The 19777-nt window shown below is 75.2% G+C and carries 2 protein-coding genes and 1 pseudogene; all 3 read right to left on the reverse strand.

All coding sequences use genetic code 11. The features are described from left to right. Nucleotides 1-37: 37 nt before the first annotated feature. Nucleotides 38-9139, reverse strand: coding sequence for a type I polyketide synthase (locus tag ACZ37P_RS10495; RefSeq protein ID WP_467346000.1), 9102 nt, complete (start codon nt 9137-9139; stop codon nt 38-40). Nucleotides 9140-9151: 12 nt separating this feature from the next. Beyond that, entirely contained in the window at nt 9152-14038 is a 4887-nt protein-coding gene (locus tag ACZ37P_RS10500) for a type I polyketide synthase (protein WP_467346002.1), read from the reverse strand. Between the two features lie 159 nt (nt 14039-14197). Beyond that, a pseudogene (locus ACZ37P_RS10505) lies at nt 14198-19720 on the reverse strand (type I polyketide synthase); the annotation flags it as partial. Nucleotides 19721-19777 lie beyond the last annotated feature (57 nt).

Genomic DNA, 19777 nt, shown 5'->3' on the forward strand with positions numbered 1-19777 from the left:
GGGGTGTCGCGTGGTGCGGAGTGCCGCTGACGCGGGATCAGCTCCTGCGCCGCCGGGCGGCGGTCTTCAGGCCGGACCTGCGCAGTCGCGCCTGCTCCTGGCCGTCGGGCTCCGGGACGGGCGCCGCGTCCGCGGCGGGTCCGTCCACGACCTTGGCGAGGGCCTCGACGGTCGGGGCCTCGTAGAGGATGTGCGGGGGGAGCTCGGCGTCCTGGAAGGCCCGGCGCAGGGCCGCGAGCAGGGCGATGCCGAGCAGTGAGTTGCCGCCGAGTTCGAAGAAGTTGTCACGGGCGCCGACCCGTTCGAGCTTGAGCATGTCGCCCCAGACCTCCGCCAGCCGCTCCTCGACGGGGCCCGAGGGCTCCCGGTAGGGGGTGAGGAGTTCGGGCCGCGGGTGCCGGTCGGCGGAGCCGGAGCCGCCGCCCGCCGGGGCCATGACGGCCTCGACGGTGAAGCCGGTGCTGTAGCTCACCATCGTCGGCAGGTCCTGCGTGGAGACCACGACCCGCGACTCGCCGGAGGCCAGGGCCCGCAGCAGCGAGCGCCAGCCCTCCGCGAAGGTGATGCCGAAGGCTTCCCGGTGCGAGCGGAAGAAGGCCTGCAAGCCCTCGTCGTAGCCCGACAGACCGGAGTCCCAGGCGTTCCAGGTCCACTCGCCCCAGTCGACCGACAGGACCCGGCGGCCGGTGGCCGCCTGCCGTGCCGCGTAGCCGTCGAGGTAGGCGTTGCCCGCGCAGTAGTCGACCTGGCCCGGGCCGCCGCCGGTGGCCGCGGTGATCGAGGAGAACAGCACCAGGAAGTCCAGCGCGGTCTCATCAGCGTGGCCGATTCGCAGTGCTTTGTCCAGGGCCTGTACGCCGGCAACTTTGGGCGCGAGAACGAGCTCGGAGTCGTCGGACTGCTTGAACTGGATCAGACCCGTTCCGGGCACGCCGGCGGTGTGCAGGATGCCGTGCAGGGCGCCGAAACGCTCCTGCGCCAGGTCGATGGCGCGCCGGACGTCGGGCGCGCTCGCCACGTCACCCGTGACGATCTCGACCTCCGCGCCCAGCTCCACGATGCCCAGGACACGGCTCACCCTGGCCCGCAGCGCCTCGTCGGCCGCCTCGGTGCCCGCGGCGATGCCCTCCCACCGCTCACGCGGCGGCAGCCCGCGGCGGCCGAAGAGCACCAGCCGGGCGTTGACCTGCCGTGCGAGGTGTTCCGCCATGCCCAGACCGATGCCGCCCAGACCGCCGGTGATCAGATAGACCCCGCGCTCGCGCAGCACCGCCGCGGCGCTCTCGTCGTCCGCCGCCGGGAGCATGTCGTAACCGCACACCCAGCGCCTGCTGCCGCGCAGGGCGACGGCCGCGTCGGTCCGCGGTCGGCGCAGTTCGGCGGCGACGGCGGCGGCCGGGGTGTCCGGCTCGACGTCGAGCAGCCGGGTGGTGACGTTGGGGTACTCCAGCGGCACCACGAGCGTCGGGCCGATGAGCGTGGCGGCGTCGGGCCGTACCTCCGAACCGTCGAGCACCTGGTGGGCGCCCGCGGTGACCATGTCCAACTGCCAGTCGCCAGAGCCCAGTTCACCGGCCGCACGGGCCAGTGCCACCAGGGTGTGCAGACCGAACGCGATCGACTCGTCGTCGGGCCGCTCCGCGAGCGTCCACAGATGGACCACCCGTTCCAGCGCGAGCCCGCGCTTGCGCAGATCGCGCAGGACCGCCTGGGCGTCGCCCGAGTGGCCCGGCCGTACGGTGTAGCCGGTCGCCGGGTCGGCGCTCCAGCCGCCGCCGGGACGGACCGCGGTCACGGTCGCGCCGTCGGCCGCCGCCGCGCGCACCAACTCGTCGAGCACACCGTCGGCTTCCGACCCGTCGGCGTAGACCAGCCAGCTCGCGGGCTGCGCGCCCGCCGTCGCCGGGGACGCGGTCTGCCGCCACACCGGCTGCCAGACCCACTGCTCCTCCGGCAGCTTCGGGACCCGGTCGATGTCCTCGAAGCTGGCGGGCACACCCGGTGTGCCCGGCGCCGTCGCAGCCGCGGGCGCGGCCGGCTTGGCGCCGATCAGCGGGGTCTGCTCGATCCAGTAGCGCTGCCGCTGGAAGGGGTACGTGGGCAGCGGCACCCTGCCGGGCGCGAAGCCCCGGTGCAGCTCGGCGGTCCGCTCGGCGCGGCCGTGGTAGGCCGCCCAGTCCAGGTCGACACCGGTCAGCCACAGCCGCGACAGGGCCTCGGTCAGGACCCGGTCGGCCGGACGCGGGTCGCTCTGCGCGGGCAGCGTCGCGGTGATCGTCGCCCAGCGCTGCGGAGCGCAGCCCGCGCCGCGCACCATCGTGCCCAGCGACTGTCCGGGACCGATCTCCACCATCGCCAGCTCGGGGTCGGCCAGCAGCGTCTCGACGGCCGCCGCGAACTGCACGGGACGGCACATGTGCTCCGCCCAGTAGGCGGGGTCCCGCACCAGCCTGGCGTCGGCGACACCGCCGGTGACGTTCGACAGGTACGGCAGCCGCGGCGGGTTGAGCCGGATGTTCTCCGCGACCCACGAGGTCAGCTCGTCCGCGAGCGGGGCGAGCATCCGGGAGTGGAAGGCGTGCGTGGTGCGCAGCCCCCGGCTGGGGACGCCGTCGCGCTCCAGGTCGGCGGCGAGGCCGGCCAGCGCGTCGGCGGGACCGGCGACCACCACGGTCTGCGGGCCGTTGACCGCGGCGATGTCCAGGCCGCGCGCCTGAAGTCCGTAGCGGTCGCGCAGGTCGTCGGGCCCGAGCGGCACCGCGGCCATGGAACCCGTCTCGACCCCGGAGATCAGCCGGGCCCGGTGCACCACCAGCGCCAGCGCGTCCTCCAGCGACAGCACCCCGGCCAGGCAGGCCGCGACGTACTCGCCGAGGCTGTAGCCGAGCATCAGCGACGGCTGCACGCCCCACACCATCAGCGTCGAGGCCAGCGCGTAGTCCACCGCGAACAGCAGCGGCTGGACGATCTCGGTGCGCTCCAGCTCCGCCTCCCGGTCGTCGGCCGCGCCGGTCGCCCGGCCCAGCAGCGCCGCCAGGTCCATGCCGCCGCCGGGACGGTCCCCGGTCAGCAGCCCCATCAGGTCGGTGTCCGGCAGGTGCGCGGCCAACAGGCCCAGGCAGTGGTCGAGTTCGGCGCGGAAGACCGGCTCGTGCCGGTAGAGGTCGCCGACCAGACCCGGATACTGCTCGCCGACCCCGGCGAAGAGGAAGGCGACGGGACGGCCGTGCGCGGTCTCCACCCGCGCCGACAGCGGCGCGTCCTCGTCCGTACCGGCCAGCGAGGCCACGGCCTGCTCACCGCTGGAGACCACGGTGGCGCGGCGGTGCTCGAAGGTCTTGCGGCCGACCTGGAGGGTGTAGGCGACATCGGCGACGCTCGCCCCCGAGGTCGCGGCCAGGTGCTCGGCGAGGTTGCTCACGGCCTGGTCGGCGGCGTCGGAGGTTCGGGCCGAGACCGGCAGGAAGTGGTGCCGCCTGCCGCCCTGCGGGGTGTCGGGGCCGGCCCTGCGGGCCGGCGGCTCTTCGACGACGACGTGCACGTTGGTGCCTCCCATGCCCAGCGAGTTGAGTCCGGCGATCCGCGGCCTGCCGTCCTCGGCCGGCCACTCGGTCAGCCGGGTGTTGACGTAGAAGGGACTGTCGGCGAAGTCGATCTGCGGGTTGGGGGCGGTGAAGTGCAACGTCGCGGGGACCATCCGCTCGCGGACGGTGAGGACCGTCTTGATCAGGCCCGCGGTGCCCGAAGCGTGGTTGAGGTGACCGATGTTGGTCTTCACCGCGCCGATCGGGATGCTGCCGGGACCGCCCGCCGTGCCGAACGCCCGGCTCAGCGCGGTGACTTCGATCGGGTCGCCGATCGGGGTGGCCGTGCCGTGCGCCTCGATGTAGCCGAAGTCCTCCGGCCTCACCCGTGCGTCGGCCATCGCGTCCTGGACCACACGGGCCTGCCCGGCGACGCTGGGCGCGGTGTAACCGACCTTCAGGGCGCCGTCGTTGTTGATCGCCGAGCCGCGGATGACCGCGTGCACGGTGTCGCCGTCGCGCAGCGCGTCCGAGAGCCGCTTGAGGACCACGACGGTCGCGCCGTCGCCGAACATCGAACCGCTGGCCTGCGCGTCGAAGGTCCGCACATGGCCGTCGTGCGACTCCATGCCGCCCTGCTGGCGGCGGTGGCCGACCCGGTCCGGCACGCTGATGGACACACCGCCCGCCAGCGCCATCTCGCACTCGCCGCCGCGCAGGCTCTGCACCGCCAGGTGCACACCGACCAGCGACGTCGAGCAGAAGGTCTGCACCGCGACGCTCGGTCCGCGCAGGTCGAACAGGTAGGAGACGGACGTGGTCAGCGCGTCCTTGTCGTTGCTCATGATGATCTCGTACGGGCTGATGTCGCCCGCGGCGAGCTGCGAGGTCATCCCGAACAGATACGTGGAGAGGTTGGAGCCGCCGAAGACGCCGATCCGGTCGCGGTACGCCTCGTTGGCGTACCCCGCGTGCTCCAGACCCTCCCAGCAGACCTCAAGGAAGAGCCGCTGCTGCGGGTCGGTGAGCGCCGCCATCCGCGGGCTCATCCCGAAGAATCCGGCGTCGAAGCCGCTGATGTCGTCCAGCACGGCGCGCGCGGGCACGTACTCCGGGTCCTGGACCATGTCCGGGTCGACGCCCGCCTCGATCAGCTCCTCGGGGGTGAAGAAGCGGATCGACTCCACGCCCTCGCACAGATTCCGCCAGAAGCCGGCCACGTCGCCCGCGCCGGGGAAGCGGCCCGCCATGCCGACGATGGCGATCCGCCGGTCGAGTTCGGTGCTCTCCGGTTCGGTGTCCTCGGCGCGCTCGGTGTGCTGGGTGACCGCGCTGACGGCCGGGGTCGCGGCCACGGCCGGACGCGGCGCCGGAGCGGCGACGGGTACGGGCGCGGGGGCGGGCCGGGGCGCGGGGACGACGGTCGCCGCGGGGGTACGGGGCGCCGCCGGGGCGCGGACCGGTGCGGGGCTCGGCCCTCCGGCGGCCTTGGGCTTCTGCTCGTCCAGCACGGCCGCCAGCCGGTGCACGGTCGGCGCCTCGAAGAGCGTGACCGTCGGCACCGTCACACCGAAGCGCGACTTCACGGTGGCCAGCATCTGGAGGGCGAAGAGCGAACTGCCGCCCAGGTCGAAGAAGTTGTCACGGGTACCGACCGGGTCGACACCGAGGGTGTCGGTCCACAGCGCGCACAGCTCGCGCTCCGTGGCGGTCAGCGGCGCCGTGTACGGCTGCGGCAGGTCGGGCCGCGGGAAGGACGCCACAGGGGACGTGCTCCCGGCGCCCGCCGTGACCGCCTGCGGACGGCTCGGGAGCCGGCCCGCCAGACCGCCGGCCACCACGACCACCGCGGGCAGCGGCTGCGTCACCGCGCGGTCGAGTGCGGTCAGCGACTGCTCGGCGGTCATCGCGTGCGCGGCCATCGAGGCGCCGGTCCTGGCGTCGACCTTGGCCAGCGTCGGCGCCCAGGTGTCCCAGGCGGCCGAGGTCCAGCGGGTCTGCGCGGTGCCGTCGTCCGGGCCCGCCCCGGCGAGCGCGGCCAGCGCGGCGTTGGCCGCCGCGTAGCTGCCGAAGGCCAGTCCGCCCAGGTGCGCGGACGTCGAGGAGAACAGCAGGCCCCAACGCGGCGCGCGGTCCCCGGCGAGCCCGCCGACGGCGTCGCGCAGCACGCGTGCGCCCTCGTACTTGGCGGCGAAGTGCCGTGCGACGGTGCTCTCCTGGAGCGCGCCCAGCGGCAGGAAGGTGTCCTCCGAGGTGTCGGCCGCCGCGTGCACCAGGCCGTCGAAGCGCTCCGCGCCGAACAGGGCGCGTACGGCGGCGGCGTCGGTGACGTCCAGCGCGGGCGCCTCGACGTCCGCGCCGAGCGCGCGCAGCCGGACGACCGCCTGGCGGCGCGGGTCCGCCGGGTCGGCGGGCAGTCCGGTACGGCTGGCGAGCACGACGCGCCCGGCGCCGCCGCGGATCAGGTGCTCCGCGACCATCAGGCCCACGTCGCCCAGGCCGCCGGTGACGAGGTAGCTCTCGCCGGGCAGGACCACGGGCAGTTCGTCGGTGTGCGCCTTGGGCGTGTCGATCGGGCGGTACCGCGGGGTGAGGCGGCTGCCCGCGCGGAAGGCGGTGAGCACCGGCCCCTCGGCGGCGGCCAGTTCGGCGGCGAGCAGGGCGGCGGAGGCCGCGGTGTCGGCCGCGGGGTCCAGGTCGACGCCGCGGGCGTCGAGGCCCGGGTACTCCTGGCCCGCGACGACCGGCAGGACGGCGACCGCGGCCTGCGCCGGGAGGCTCCGCTCGGCGGCCGTGACGCTCTGGCCGCCGCGGGTGACCACGACGACACCGCCGGTCCCGGCCCGGTCGCCCCACGCCGACACGGCGCGGGAGACGTCGAGGACGGCCCGGGCCGGGTCCGCGTCGGGCCCGTCCGCGTCCAGCGCGGACAGCACGACCACGGTCAGCGGCCCCTCGCCGGGCACCTCGGCGGTGTCGGGCGCGTCCGTCGGCCGTACGGTGACGGCCTCGGCGCCCGCGCCGCGCAGCCGCTCGGCCAGCGCGTCGCCGACCCCGGAGGCGTCGGCGTACAGCAGGAACCGGCCGGTGGCCGTACCCGTGCCGCCGTTCGCGTCCGGGCTCCACACCCGGCTCATGACCTGTACGTGCTCCTCGGCGCCGGAGTCGGCGGACTCCGTTGCCGCGGAGGGGAGTTCGGGCTTGGCGGCGGCGGGCGCGTCGATCCAGTAGCGGGAGCGCTGGAAGGGGTATCCGGGCAGCTTCGTGCGCAGGACGTCACGGCCGTGCTGGTAGCCGGACCAGTCGATGTCGACGCCGGTCAGCCACAGGCGGCCCACGGCCTCGGTGAGGACCGTGCCCGCCTCGCGCGGGTCGTCGTCGCCGGGCAGCGCGGGGATCAGCAGGTCCGCGTGCCCTTCGGTGAGGGCGCGGTGGGCGCCGAGGGCGCCGTCGCCGATCTCCAGCAGGGCGTGGTTCCCGGACTCCAGCAGCGCGCCGAGCGCGGTGCCGGGGTCGGCGGGCGGGCCCGTGAGGGCCGCGGTCCAGTGCGCGGGGTCGGTGGCCTCGGCCGCCGTCAGCCGGCCGCCGGTCGCGGCGGAGTACAGGACGGTTCCGGGCTCGCCGAAGGTGATGTGGCCCGCCGCCCAGTCGGTCAGCGGCTGTCCCTCGGTCTCCGTGCGGCGGTGCAGCAGCGCGAAGGCGTCCTTGAGGGAGAAGACCCCGGCCAGGCACCCGGCGACGTACTCGCCGACGCCGTGCCCGAGGAGGGCGTCCGGCTGGATGCCCCAGGAGCGCAGGAGCGTGCCGAGCGCGTATCCGAAGGCGAAGGCGCGGTGCCCGTGCTGGTCGTGGCCGCTGGTGCGGTCGGGGGAGAGCAGTCCGGCCAGCGGGGCGCCGCCGACGGCCTGGGCGGCGGCGCGGCACTCGTCGAGCGCGGTACGGAACGCCGGTTCCGCGTCGTAGAGTTCGGCCGCCGCGGCGGGGTACGGCTCCGCGGCGCCGGTCAGCAGGAGGGCGACCGGCCGGGAGGAGGTGCCGTCGGCGCGGCCGAGGGCGGACCCGGCGCGCAGCTCGCGCGCCGCGCCGCTCAGCGAGTCCGCGACCAGGGCGCGCCGGTGACTGAAGAGCCGGCGGCCGCTCTGGAGGGTGTAGGCGACGTCGGAGATGCCCGCGCCGACCGTGGTGTCCGCGTCGTCCATGGTGTCCAGGTGCGCGGCGAGATTGGCGGTGGCCTCGTCGGCGGCGGCCTCGGTGCGGGCGGACCACACCAGCAGTTCGCTGCGGCGGCCCGAGCCGGTGCTGCGGGCGGCGACCGGCGGGGCCTCCTCCAGGATCACGTGGGCGTTGGTGCCGCCGATGCCGAAGGCGCTGACCCCGGCGCGGCGCGGACGGTCGCCGCGCGGCCACGGGTGCCGCTCGGTGAGGACCGTCAACCGCGCGTCGCCGGACTCCAGTTGGGGATTGGGCGCGGTGTAGTTGCGGGTCGCGGGGATCTCGCCGTGGTGCAGCGACAGGGCGGTCTTGATCAGACCGGTCACACCGGCCGCGCGGTCCAGGTGGCCGAGGTTGGTCTTGACCGAACCGATCATGACCTCCTTGCCGTCGAACACCTGCTGGAGCGCGGCGAGTTCGGCGGCGTCGCCGAGCGCGGTGCCGGTGCCGTGCGCCTCGATGTAGTCGATGTCCTCGGGCTCGAGACCGGTCGCGGCGAGCGCTTCGGCGATCACCTCGGCCTGGCCGCTGACACCCGGCGCGGTGAAGCCGACCTTGCGGCCCGCGTCGTTGTTGACGGCCCAGCCGCGGATCACCGCGTACACCTGGTCGCCGTCGGCGAGCGCGTCGACCAGGCGGCGCAGCGCGACCACGCCGACGCCGTTGCCGACCAGGCTGCCCCGGCCGGAGGCGTCGAAGGCGCGGCACTCGCCGTCGGGCGAGCTGATGCCGCCCGGCTGGTAGAGGTAGCCGGTGTCGTCCGGGACCGCGATGGCGGCGCCGCCCGCGAGCGCCAGGTCGCACTCGAAACCGGCCAGGCTGGTGGCCGCGGCGCAGACCGCGACCAGGGACGTCGAGCAGTAGCTCTGGATGCCGTACGCGGGCCCTGACAGGCCCAGCGTGTGGGCGACGCGCAGGGTCAGCGAGTCCTTGTCGTTGGCCAGGCCCACGGTCAGCTCGCCGACGCTGCGGCCGATCCCGGACGGGGCGACGTTACGCGTCAGATAGGTGCTGATCGCGCAGCCGGCGAAGACACCGATCGAGCCGTCGAAGCTCGCCGGGTCGCAGCCCGCGTCCTCCAGCGCGTGCCAACTGTGCTCCAGGAAGAGCCGGTGCTGCGGGTCGAGGATCTGCGCCTCCTTCGGGTTGATCCCGAAGAAGTCGGCGTCGAAGCGGTCGATCCCGTCGATCACCGCGCCCGCCTTCACATACGCGGGGTCGTCGATCAGCTCGTCGGGCACGCCCGCGGCGCGCAGTTGGTCGTCGGTGAAGCGGGTGATGCCCGAGCGGCCGTCGCGGAGCGCCGACCACAGCTCCGTGGCATCGGTGGCGCCGGGGAAGCGCCCGGCGAGGCCGACGATGGCGATGTCCATCGGTGACACCTCGGTGGGTATGCGCGGCATGAATCCGTCCTCCTAGTTCCGGGTGATGGAAGGCTGGGCACCGCGGGCGCGGCGCCGTCTCTCGCCCCGGGCGAGGCCGGAGTCGCGTGCTGTGGTGGTGGCGGTCCCGGCGGGACCGCCGTCGAGCGCCGCCGCGAAGGCGGCGACGGTCGGGTGCTCGAACAGGACGGCCGGGGCGATCCTGCGGTCGAGCCGCTTCTCGATGTCGGCGACCATGGACATCCCGACCAGGGAGTTGCCGCCCAGGTCGAAGAACGGGTCGTGGACGCCGATGCCGTCGATGCCGAGGTGCCGGCCCCAGCTGTCGGCGATGACCGTCTCCAACTCGGTGCGCGGGGCCGCGTATTCGGTACGCAGCAACGGCCGGGGGAAGCGCGGCCGTTCGCTGTCGGCGGGGGCGCCGGCCGCGACGAGCGCGTCCAGGTCGGTCAGCGCCGCCCACTCGCGCAGCCCCTCGGCCATCGGCATCCGCACCGCCAGCAGGCTGCCGCGGGCGGCGCCCGCCAGCCTGCCCAGCAGCGCGTTGCCGCCGGACTCGGAGAAGCCGTAGCGGGCGCGGTGCTCGCGGACCCGGTCGGCCAGCGCGCCGCCGGACGCCTCGGCCTGCCAGTCGTCGTGCTGCCACGGGCCCCAGGCCACGCTCAGCACCTTGGTGGTGGCCGCGGCGGCGTCGGCCAGCGCCGCGCCGTACGCGTCCAGGACGGTGTTGGCGGCGCTGTAGTCGCCCTCGCCCAGGCCGCCGAAGACGCTGACCGCCGAGGAGTACAGGACCAGCAGCTCCGGCCGGTCGGCCTCCGGGGTGCCGGGGCCGACGAGTTCGGCGAGCGGGCCCATGGCGAGCACCTTCGGCGCGAGCACCGTACGGGCCGTGCCGGGCGTCAGGCGGACGGCCATGCCGCCCGCGGGGACGCCCGCCGCGTGCAGGACGCCGGTCAGCGTTCCGAACCGCTCCCGGCAGTCGCGCAGCGCGCGCCGCAGGTCCTCCGGCACGCCGACGTCGGCGGTGAGCAGCAGCACCTCGGCGCCTGACGCCTCCAACGCGGCGATGTCGCGCAGGCTTTGGGCGGCCCGCCCCTCGGGGTCGGCGGCAGCCGCGGCGTTCAGATCGGTCCTGCCGACCAGGGCCAGCCGCCGCGCCCCGGAGCGTACGAGTTCCCGTGCGAGCCCGAGGCCGAGACCGCGGGTGCCGCCGGTGACCAGATACGCGCCGTCGGGGCGTACGGGGAAGCCGGTCGCGCCGTCGGCCGCGGGGAGCGGCACCAGCCGCCAGTCCTTGAGCAGGCGGCGTCCCGCGCGCCAGGCGATCAGCGCGGGGGTGGCGGCCGGGTCGTCGTGCTGCCAGGCGCGGTGGCCGATCTCCTCCGCGAGGTGGGCGGCGCAGGTATCAGCGGGCGCCGACGGGTCCAGGTCGACGCCGCGCCAGGCCGTACCCGGCTGCTCGGCGTGGGCGATCCGCGCGAAGCCGTGGGCCAGCGCCCGGTCGGGGGCCGTGCAGTCGCCGCCGTGCACCTGGGCGGCCCCCGCGGTCACGGTCAGCAGCTTCACGCCGCGTTCGGCCGCCGCCGAGGCGAGCGACTGGACGGTGAGCAGCAGGCTGTCGAAGCCCAGCCGGACCGCCCTGACCAGCTCGGCGTCCTCGGCGAACAGCGGGGTGCGGGCCGGGTCGCGCAGGCTCCACAGGTGGGCGACGCGCAGCGGTCCCGCGGTCCCGGCCAGCGCTTCCGCGACGACCCTGCGGTAGTGCTCGGGGTCGGCGGGGTCGATGACGACCCGCCGTCCGTCGCGCCGCCAGGCGCCGCCGGGCACGACCTCGGTGACGGGTGCGCCGCAGGCCGTGGCCAGCTCGGCCAGCCGGGTCCCGACACCGTCGCCGTCGGCGAACACCACCAGGGGCGCGGCCGGTTCCACGGCGGTCGGCGCGGGCAGGGTGACGTCCTGCTGCCACGCGGGGGCGTAGCAGAAGTCGTCGGGCCGGACGGCGCCGCCCGTGGAGCCGGTGCCGGTCGCGGCGGCCGTCCCCGTGCCCGTGCGCGGCCAGTAGCGGGTCCGCTGGAAGGGGTAGGCGGGCAGTTCCGTGAGCGTGCCGGGGCGTGCGCCGCGCAGCGACGTCCAGTCGAGGTCGGCGCCCAGCTCCCAGAGCCGGCCGAAGGTCTCCAGCAGCCGGGAGCGGCCGTCGGTGGGGCCGCCCGCCGCCCACTGCGCGGGGACGGTGCCGAGCACGGTGGGGTTGGCGCCGCTGCGGTCGTTCTGCCGGAGCAGGCCGCCCAGGGTCTGGCCGGGGCCCAGCTCCACATAGCCGTCCACGCCCAGATCCGCGCAGGCCGCCAGACCGTCGGCGAACCGCACCGGGCTGGTCAGGTGGTCGGCCCAGTAGCCGGGGTCGGTGGCCTGCTCGGCGGTCAGCGGCGCGCCGGTGACGTTGGAGACGACCGGGATGCGCGGCTCGTGCCGGGGCACCGCGGCCACGGCCTCGGCCAGCTCCGCGCGGGCCGGGGCGAGCAGCGCCGAGTGGAAGGGGTGCGCCGAGCGCAACTGCCGTGCCGCCAAGCCCTGTTCGCCCAGGTGGGCGGCGGCGGTCGCCACGGCGTCCGGCGCTCCGCTGACCACGGTCATGGCCGGGCCGTTGACGGCGGCGATGTCCACCGCCGCGCCGCACGCGGCCAGTTCGGCGCGCACCCGGTCGGCGTCGGCGGCGACCGCCAGCATCCGGCCCTCGGGCGCCGCCTCGATCAGCCGGGCGCGCCGCGCCACCAGCCACAGGGCGTCGGGCAGTTCGAAGACACCGGCCAGGGTCGCGGCCACGTACTCGCCGAGGCTGTAGCCGATCAGCAGGTCGGGCGTGACGCCGTGCGTGGCCAGCAGCCTGGCCAGCGCGTACTCGACGGTGAACAGCGACAGGTGCGCGATCTCCGCGTGGCTGTCCGGGTCGTCCGCCAGGTCAGCCCCGCTGCCGGGCCTGGCCAGAAAGCCCGCCCCCGCGTCGGCCGGCGCCTGCGCGGGCTCACCGAGCAGCGTGTCCCGCAGGTCGATGCCGCAGCGCTCCTCGGCGACGGCCAGGCACGTCTCGACGGCCTCGGCGAACGCCGGTTCCGTACGGTGCAGATCGCGCGCCATGCCCCGGTAGTGGTCGCCCGTGCCCGGCAGCAGATACGCCAGCTTGGGGCGGCCCTTGACCGTACGGACCCCGGTGGCCCGCGCCGCGGTCGCCAGCGCGGCGGCAGCGTCCTCGGGGTCGGCGGCCACCACCGCGCGCCTGAACTCCAGCGCCGCGCGGCCGCTTTGCAGCGTGTACGCCAGGTCGTCGAGGCCGGTGCGTCCGGCGACCGAGGCCAGCGCGTCCAGCCGCGCCGTCAGCGCGCCGTCGTCGGCGGCGGAGACGGGCAGCAGTTCGGCCCTGCCGGGCGCCTGGGCGGCTTCGGCGGAACCTTCGGCGGCGCCGTCGGCCGAGGTGCCTCCCGTGGTGGCGAGACCGGCGCGGACCGGGCCGCCGACGCCCGCCGCCGTGCCCGTCCCGGCCGCCGCGGGCGACGGCGCCGCCAGGACGACATGGGCGTTGGTGCCGCACCAGCCGAAGGAGCTGACGCCCACGAGCTGCGGCGACGCCTCGTCGGTCGGGAGGGGGCGGGACTCGGAGGCCGGGCGGACGGCGCCCGCGGCGACGGCGGTCTCCGAGGGCTCGGTCATGTTCAGATTCGGCGGCACCGTGCGGTGCTTGACGGCCAGGACGGCCTTGATGAGACCGGCCATCCCGGCCGCGGCCTGGGTGTGGCCGATGTTGGTCTTCACCGCGCCCACGTGCAGCGGCCGTTCCTCGCTGCGGCGCCCGAACACATCGGTGAGCGCGCCCAGTTCGATGGCGTCGCCGAGCTTGGTGCCGGAGCCGTGCGCCTCGACGTACGCGATGTCGTCGGGGGTCGCCCCGGCAGCGGACACCGCGCGGCGGATGACGTCGGCCTGGGCGCTGCGGCTGGGCGCGGTCAGGCCGTTGCTGCGGCCGTCCTGGTTGACGGCCGTGCCGCGGATGACCGCGTGCACCCGGTGGCCGCGCCGTACCGCGTCGGAGAGCCGTTCCAGGACGACCACCCCGGCGCCCTCGCCCAGCACATAGCCGTCGGCGCGGGCGTCGAAGGTCTTGCACAGGCCGTCGGGGGACAGCATCGAGGTGGAGCAGGCGTTGACGTACATGTCGGTGTGCATCAGCAGGAAGGCGCCGCCCGCCACCGCGAGGTCGCACTCGCCGCGGCGCAGCGCCGTACCGGCGAGGTGGACGGCCACCAGCGAGGACGAGCAGGCGGTGTCCAGGGTCAGCGCGGGGCCGCGCAGGTCGTAGTGGTACGCGAGCCGGCCCGCGACGACGCTGGCGGAACCGCCCTGGCCGCCGTACGGGTCGTGCAGCACGCCCAGACCTTCCTCGGCCTGCTCCAGGCGCAGGTACTGGAGGACGTCGGAGAAGCCGATCATCACTCCGGTACGGCTGCCCGCCAGGCTCGGCGGCGGCGTACCGGAGTCCTCCAGCGCCTCCCAGGTCAGCTCCATGAGCAGCCGCTGCTGCGGGTCCATCCGCAGCGCCTCCTGCGGGGAGCTGCCGAAGAACCGGGCGTCCCAGCCCGCCACGTCGTCGAGGAAGGCGCCGCGGGTGGTGTAGACCCCGTCGTTCTCGACGTGCGGGGCGAGGTCGAACCGGCCGCCCGGCACCTCGTCGAGGACCGCGGACCTGCCCTGGTCGAGCAGGTCCCAGTAGGCGTCGACGGAACCGGCGCCGGGGAAGCGGCACGACATGCCGACGACTGCGATCGGCTCGTGCGTCTGTGCCTGGGCCTCGGCCAGCTTGCGCCTGGCGTCACCCAGGTCGACCGTGGCCTTCTTCAGGTATTCGCGGAGTCTGTCCTCGCCTGCCATCTTCCTGCCCTCTGCCGATTCGTGGTGTGGTGACGGACTGCCCGGTGCCGGGAGCCGGTGGTGCCGGTGATGTGCGCCGGCGATGTGCCGGGGGAGTGCCGGTGGGAGTGCCGGGGAGTCGCTGTACCTCGGTGGCCGGGCCGTGCGCCCGGCGCGGGATTACGCCTGGGCGTCGATGAAGGCGAAGATCTCCTCGTCGGAGGCCTCGTCGAGCACCGCGGTGGGGGAGTCCATCGGGACTCCGAGTCGGTTGAGGGCGTCCTGCAGGGCCACGACCATGCGGTCCCGCAGCGCGGGTGCGGACGAGCTGAGTTCGCCGGTGATCCGGGCGAGGGCTTCTTCCATGGTGGTCACGTCATCCTTCGGGGCCGGGACCAGCGCGATGGCCAGGTGCTCCGCCAGGGCGCCGATGGTCGGGTGATCGAAGACGAGCGTCGGGGCCAGGTCGAGACCGGAGTCCGTCTGGAGCCGATTGCGCAGTTCGACCGCCGTCAGCGAGTCGAATCCGAGGTCGATGAAGGGCAGGTCGGGGTCGAGCGCTTCGGGCGCTCCATGGGCCAGTACCGCGGCCACGTGGTGGCGTACGGCGGTGTCGACCGCGGACTTCGCGGCGTCACCGGTGAGTCCTTCGAGCTTCTTGGCCAGGCCGCCCGCGGCGTTGGCGCCGGACTGCCGGGCGCCGCCGCCTTCCGCGGTCCGCCGCCCCGCGCGGACCAGGCCGCGCAGGATCTGCGGAATCCGCTCGCCGCTGTCCTGCGCGCCGCGCAGGCCGCTCAGGCTCCAGCGGGAGGCCACGACCGCGGCCTCGACATCGGGGTCGGTCAGCACCGTGTCCAGCAGCCCGAGGCCCTGCCGCTCGTCGAGCGGCGCGACCCCGATCCTGGCCAGCCGCGCCTCGTCGGCCGCGGTCAGCGTCGAGCCCATGCCCGCCGTCGACCACAGGCCCCAGGCGGCCGAGACCGCGGGCAGACCCGCCGCCCTGCGGTGGACGGCCAGCGCGTCCAGGAAGGTGTTGGCGGCTCCGTACGTGGTCTGCCCGGCGTTGCCGAGCACGCCCGCGACGGAGGAGAACAGGACGAAGGCGGCCAGCGGCAGGTCCGCGGTCAGCTCGTGCAGCAGCCAGGCCGCGTCCGCCTTCGGCCGCAGCACGTCCGCCAGGCGCTGCGGCGACTGGCCCGCGAGCAGCCCGTCGTCCAGGACACCGGCCGCGTGCAGCACACCGGTCAGCGGGTGCTCCGGCGGCACCGAGGCCAGCAGCGCGGACAGCTCGCCGCGGTCGGCGGCGTCGCACGCCTCGATCCGTACGGTGGCGCCGGGTCCGGCGGCCTCGGTCAGCTCGTCGGCCAGCTCCCGCGCCCCGGGGGCCGCGAGACCGCGCCGCGAGGTCAGCAACAGGTGCCGTACGCCGAAGCGTTCGACCAGCCGCCGGGCGACCAGCGCGCCGAGCGCCCCGGTGCCGCCGGTGACCAGGACCGTGCCGTCGCCGAAGGCCGGCTCGACGGCGGGTGCGGGCACCCGGCGGGCGACCCGCGGCAGCAGCGTACGGCCGTCCTCCAGCAGCACCTGCGGTTCGTCGGCCTCGGCCGCGGCGGCGAGCAGCGCCACCGCCCTGCCGGGACCCGCGAGGGCCGCGCTGATGCCGCCGCGGGCGCCCACCAGCAGGAACCGGCCGGGGTGTTCGGCCTGCGCCGCCCGCACCAGGCCCCAAACCCCTGCCGTGCGCAGCGAGTCGGGGTCGGTGGCGATCACGAGCCGGGAGGCGGCGAAGGCCGCGTCGTCGGCCCACCGCTGGAGCAGGCCGAGCACCTGGCCGGTCAACTCGCTGACGCTCTGCGGGAGTTCGGCGCCCTCGGCGGTGTCCAGTGCCTCGGTGTCGAGCAGGACGTAGTCGGGCCGGACGCCGGACGCGGCGAGCGCGTCGGGGCCGGTGTGGAAGGGGAGCGCGGCGACCGGGGTGCCGAGCGCGGCCCAACTGCCGGGGCTCACCGCGGGAAGCGTCGTCTCGGTCCACTCCAGGCCGTAGTAGCCCTCGGGTGAGGCCGCGTTTCCGGCGAGCGCCCGCATGGCCGCGGCCGGCACTGCCCTGACCCGCATGTCGCGGGCGTCCAGGACCAGTCCGCCGTTCTCGTCCGCCGCGGTCAGCGACAACTGGTCGGCGCCCTCGGTCACGATCCTGACCCGCAGGGCGGACGCGCCGACCGCGGTCAGCCGCACCCCGCGGAAGACGAACGGCAGCCGCAGCTCGTCCCCTTCGCCCTCGGCGGCGTACGGGTGGAAGGCCGAGTCGAGCAGCACCGGGTGGAGCCCGAAGCCGTCGTTCTCCGCGCCCTCGGGCACCTCGACCTCGGCGAACAGCTCACCGTCGGTGCGCCAGGCGCCGCGCAGCCCGCGGAAGGCCGGGCCGTAGCCGTAGCCGCGCTCCGTCAGCCGCTCGTAGACCGCGTCCAGGTCGACCGGTGCGGCCCCCTGCGGCGGCCAGGTGGCGGCCCACGCGCAGCCGTCGGGCTCCGCGGGGCCCGCGGCCAGGCTGCCCGACGCGTGCCGGGTCCAGCTCTCCTCGCCGCCGCGCCGGGCGTGCACCCCGACGGAGCCGTCGCCGCCGATGGCGACCTGGAGGTCGAGGGACCCGGTCACCGGCAGCGGCATCGGCGCCTCGAACGTCAGCTCCTCGACCCGGTCGTAACCGGCCTGCGCCGCCGCCTCGACGACCATGTCGAGCAGGGCGGTGCCGGGCACGATCGCCGCGCCGCCCACGGAGTGGTCGGCCAGCCAGGGCAGGTCGTCCGCGGTCAGCCTGCCGGTGGCGACCAGTCCGCCGTCGGCGACGGCGACCGCCGCGCCCAGCAGCGGGTGCCGCAGCTCGGTCAGGCCGAGCGCGTCGGCGTCGCCGCGCGGCGGGGTCCGCAGCAGCCAGTAGCGCGTGTGGTCGAAGGCGTACGTGGGCAGTTCGACGGGCTGTCCGCCGGGCGCCGCGGCGCTCCAGTCGGCGGACGCGCCGGCCGCGTACGCCTCGGCGAGCGCGGTCAGCAGCCCCTCGGGCTCGGCCAGCGTGCGCCGGGACACGGCGGTCACGACGGCCTTGGCGTCCGGCAGGCAGGCGCGGACCATCCCGGAGAGCACCGGGCGCGGCCCGATCTCCAGATAGACGTCCGTGCCCGCCGCGTCCAGCCGCGCGGTCATGTCGGCGAAGCCCACGGCCTGGCGGACCTGGTCGGTCCAGTAGCCGGGGTCGGTCCAGCTCCGGTCGGCGCCGAGGTTGACGGAGCTGTCCAGCGTCGGCTGACGGAAGGTCAGCGCGGCCAGTTCGGCGCCGAAGGCGTCGAGCATCGGCTCCATCAGCGGCGAGTGGAAGGCGTGGCTGACGGTGAGGCGCTTGGTGCGGCGGCCCTGCTCCGCCCAGTGGGCGGCGACGGCGGCGCAGGTCTCCTCGTCACCGGAGACCACCACGTCCGCGGGGCTGTTGACGGCGGCGACCTGCGCCAGGCTCTCCTTGCCCGCCAGCGTGACGGCGACTTCCCGCGCCGTGGCGGAGATCGCGAACATCGCGCCGCCGGAGGGGAGTTGCTGCATCAGCCGGGCGCGGGCGGTGATCATCCGGGCCGCGTCGGCCAGGTCCCAGACACCGGCCACATGGGCGGCGGCGATCTCGCCGACGCTGTGCCCGGCGACCTTGTCGGGGATCAGACCGAGCGAGCCGAGCAGCCGGAAGGCGGCGACCTGGTAGGCGAAGAGCGCGGGCTGGGTGTAGTAGGTGCGGTCCAGCTCCGCGGCCTCGGGCGTGCCGGGCTCCGCCCACATCACCTCGCGCAGCGGCCGGTCGAGATACGGGTCGAGCGCGTCGCACACCTCGTCCAGGGCGGCGGCGAAGACGGGGAAGGCGGCGTGCAGTTGACGCCCCATGCCGGGCTGCTGCCCGCCCTGTCCGGTGAACAGGAAGACGGTCCTGGCCGTACCGGACGCCACGCCGGTGGTCACCGGGGAGCCGTCCCTGCCCTGCGCGAAACCGTCGAGACGGTCGAGGAGTTCGGCGCGGTCGCGGCCGACGACGACCGCGCGGTGGTCGAAGCGGGCGCGGGTGGCGGCCAGCGACCAGGCGATGTCCACCGGGCGCAGCGCCGGTTGAGCGGCGACGCGGCGGCCGAGCCGGTCGGCCTGGCCGCGCAGGGCGTCGGCGCTGCGGGCGCTGAGCACCCAGGCGAGCGGGGCCTTGCCGGTGTCGGACGCGATGTCGGACGCGGCGCCGGACCCGGTGTCAGAGCCGGCGCCGGTCCCGGTGTCGGTCCCGGTCTCGGAACCCGTCCCGGTCTCCAACTCCGTTGCGGCGGGGGCCGGTCGCGGCTCCTCCAGGATCACGTGCGCGTTGGTGCCGCTGATCCCGAAGGACGAGACGGCGGCCCGGCGCGGCGCGTCCTCGCGCGACTCCCAGGGCTCCTCTTCGGTCAACAGCCGTACGGTGCCCGCCGACCAGTCGACCCGCGAGGTCGGGGTGCCGATGTGCAGGGTGCGCGGCAGCTTGCCGTGCCGCATCGCCTGCATCATCTTGATCATTCCGGCGATGCCCGCGGCGGCCTGCGTGTGCCCGATGTTGGACTTGATCGTGCCGAGCAGCAACGGCCGCTCCGGCGTGTGGTCCTTGCCGTAGGCGGACAGGATCGCGTTGGCCTCGATCGGGTCGCCGAGCGGCGTGGCTGTGCCGTGCGCCTCGACCGCGTCGATGTCACGGGGCGTCAGGCGGGCGTCGGCCAGCGCCTGCGCGATCACCCGCTCCTGCGCCTTGCCGTTGGGCGCGGTCTGCCCGTTGCTCGCGCCGTCCTGGTTGACAGCCGTGCCGCGGATCACGCCGTAGATCGGCCGGCCGTTGCGCTGAGCGTCCGAGAGGCGTTCCAGCAGCAGGACACCGCAGCCCTCGCCCCACACCGTGCCGTCGGCGTCGGCGGAGAACGGCTTGCAGCGCCCGTCGGGGGCCAGACCGCGCTGCCGCGAGAACTCCGCGAACATGTCGGGCTCCGCCATGACGGTCACCCCGCCCGCCACCGCGAGCGTGCACTCGCCGCTGCGCAGGGAGCGTACGGCCTGGTGGACCGCGACCAGCGAGGACGAGCAGGCGGTGTCGAGGGTCACCGAGGGACCTTCGAGACCGAAGCTGTAGGAGACCCGGCCGGACAGCATGCTCGGGGTGCTGGCGACCAGGAGGGTGCCGTCGACGTCCTCGGGAACGGCGCCGAGGAAACGCGCCGAGTAGAACTCGTACATCATCCCGGCCCACACGCCCGTGCTGCTGCCGCGCAGCGTCGCCGGGTCGATGCCGGCCCGCTCGAAGGACTCCCAGGCCGCTTCGAGGAAGAGCCGGTGGTGCGGGTCGGTGCTCACCGCGTGACGGGGGCTGATCCGGAAGAAGGGGGCGTCGAAGTCGCCCGCGTCGTGCACGAAGGCGCCGCGCCGGGTGTAGCTGGTGCCGGGGGTGTCGGGGTCCGGGTCGTACAGCTTCTCCAGGTCCCAGCCGCGGTCGGTCGGAAACGGGCTGGTCGCGTCGGTGCCGGAGTCCACCAGCTCCCACAGGTCGTCAGGTGCCTCGACCCCGCCGGGGTAGCGGCAGCCGATGCCGACCACGGCCACCGCCTCGTGCTCGCGGTCATCGGCCTCGCTCAGCTTGCGCCGGGCGTCGGTCAGGTCGCCGACCACCTTCTTCAGATATTCGCGAAGCCGCTCTTCGCTCGTCATAGCCGTGTCCTCCAGTAC

Source organism: Streptomyces sp. NPDC024632 (assembly GCF_055559175.1).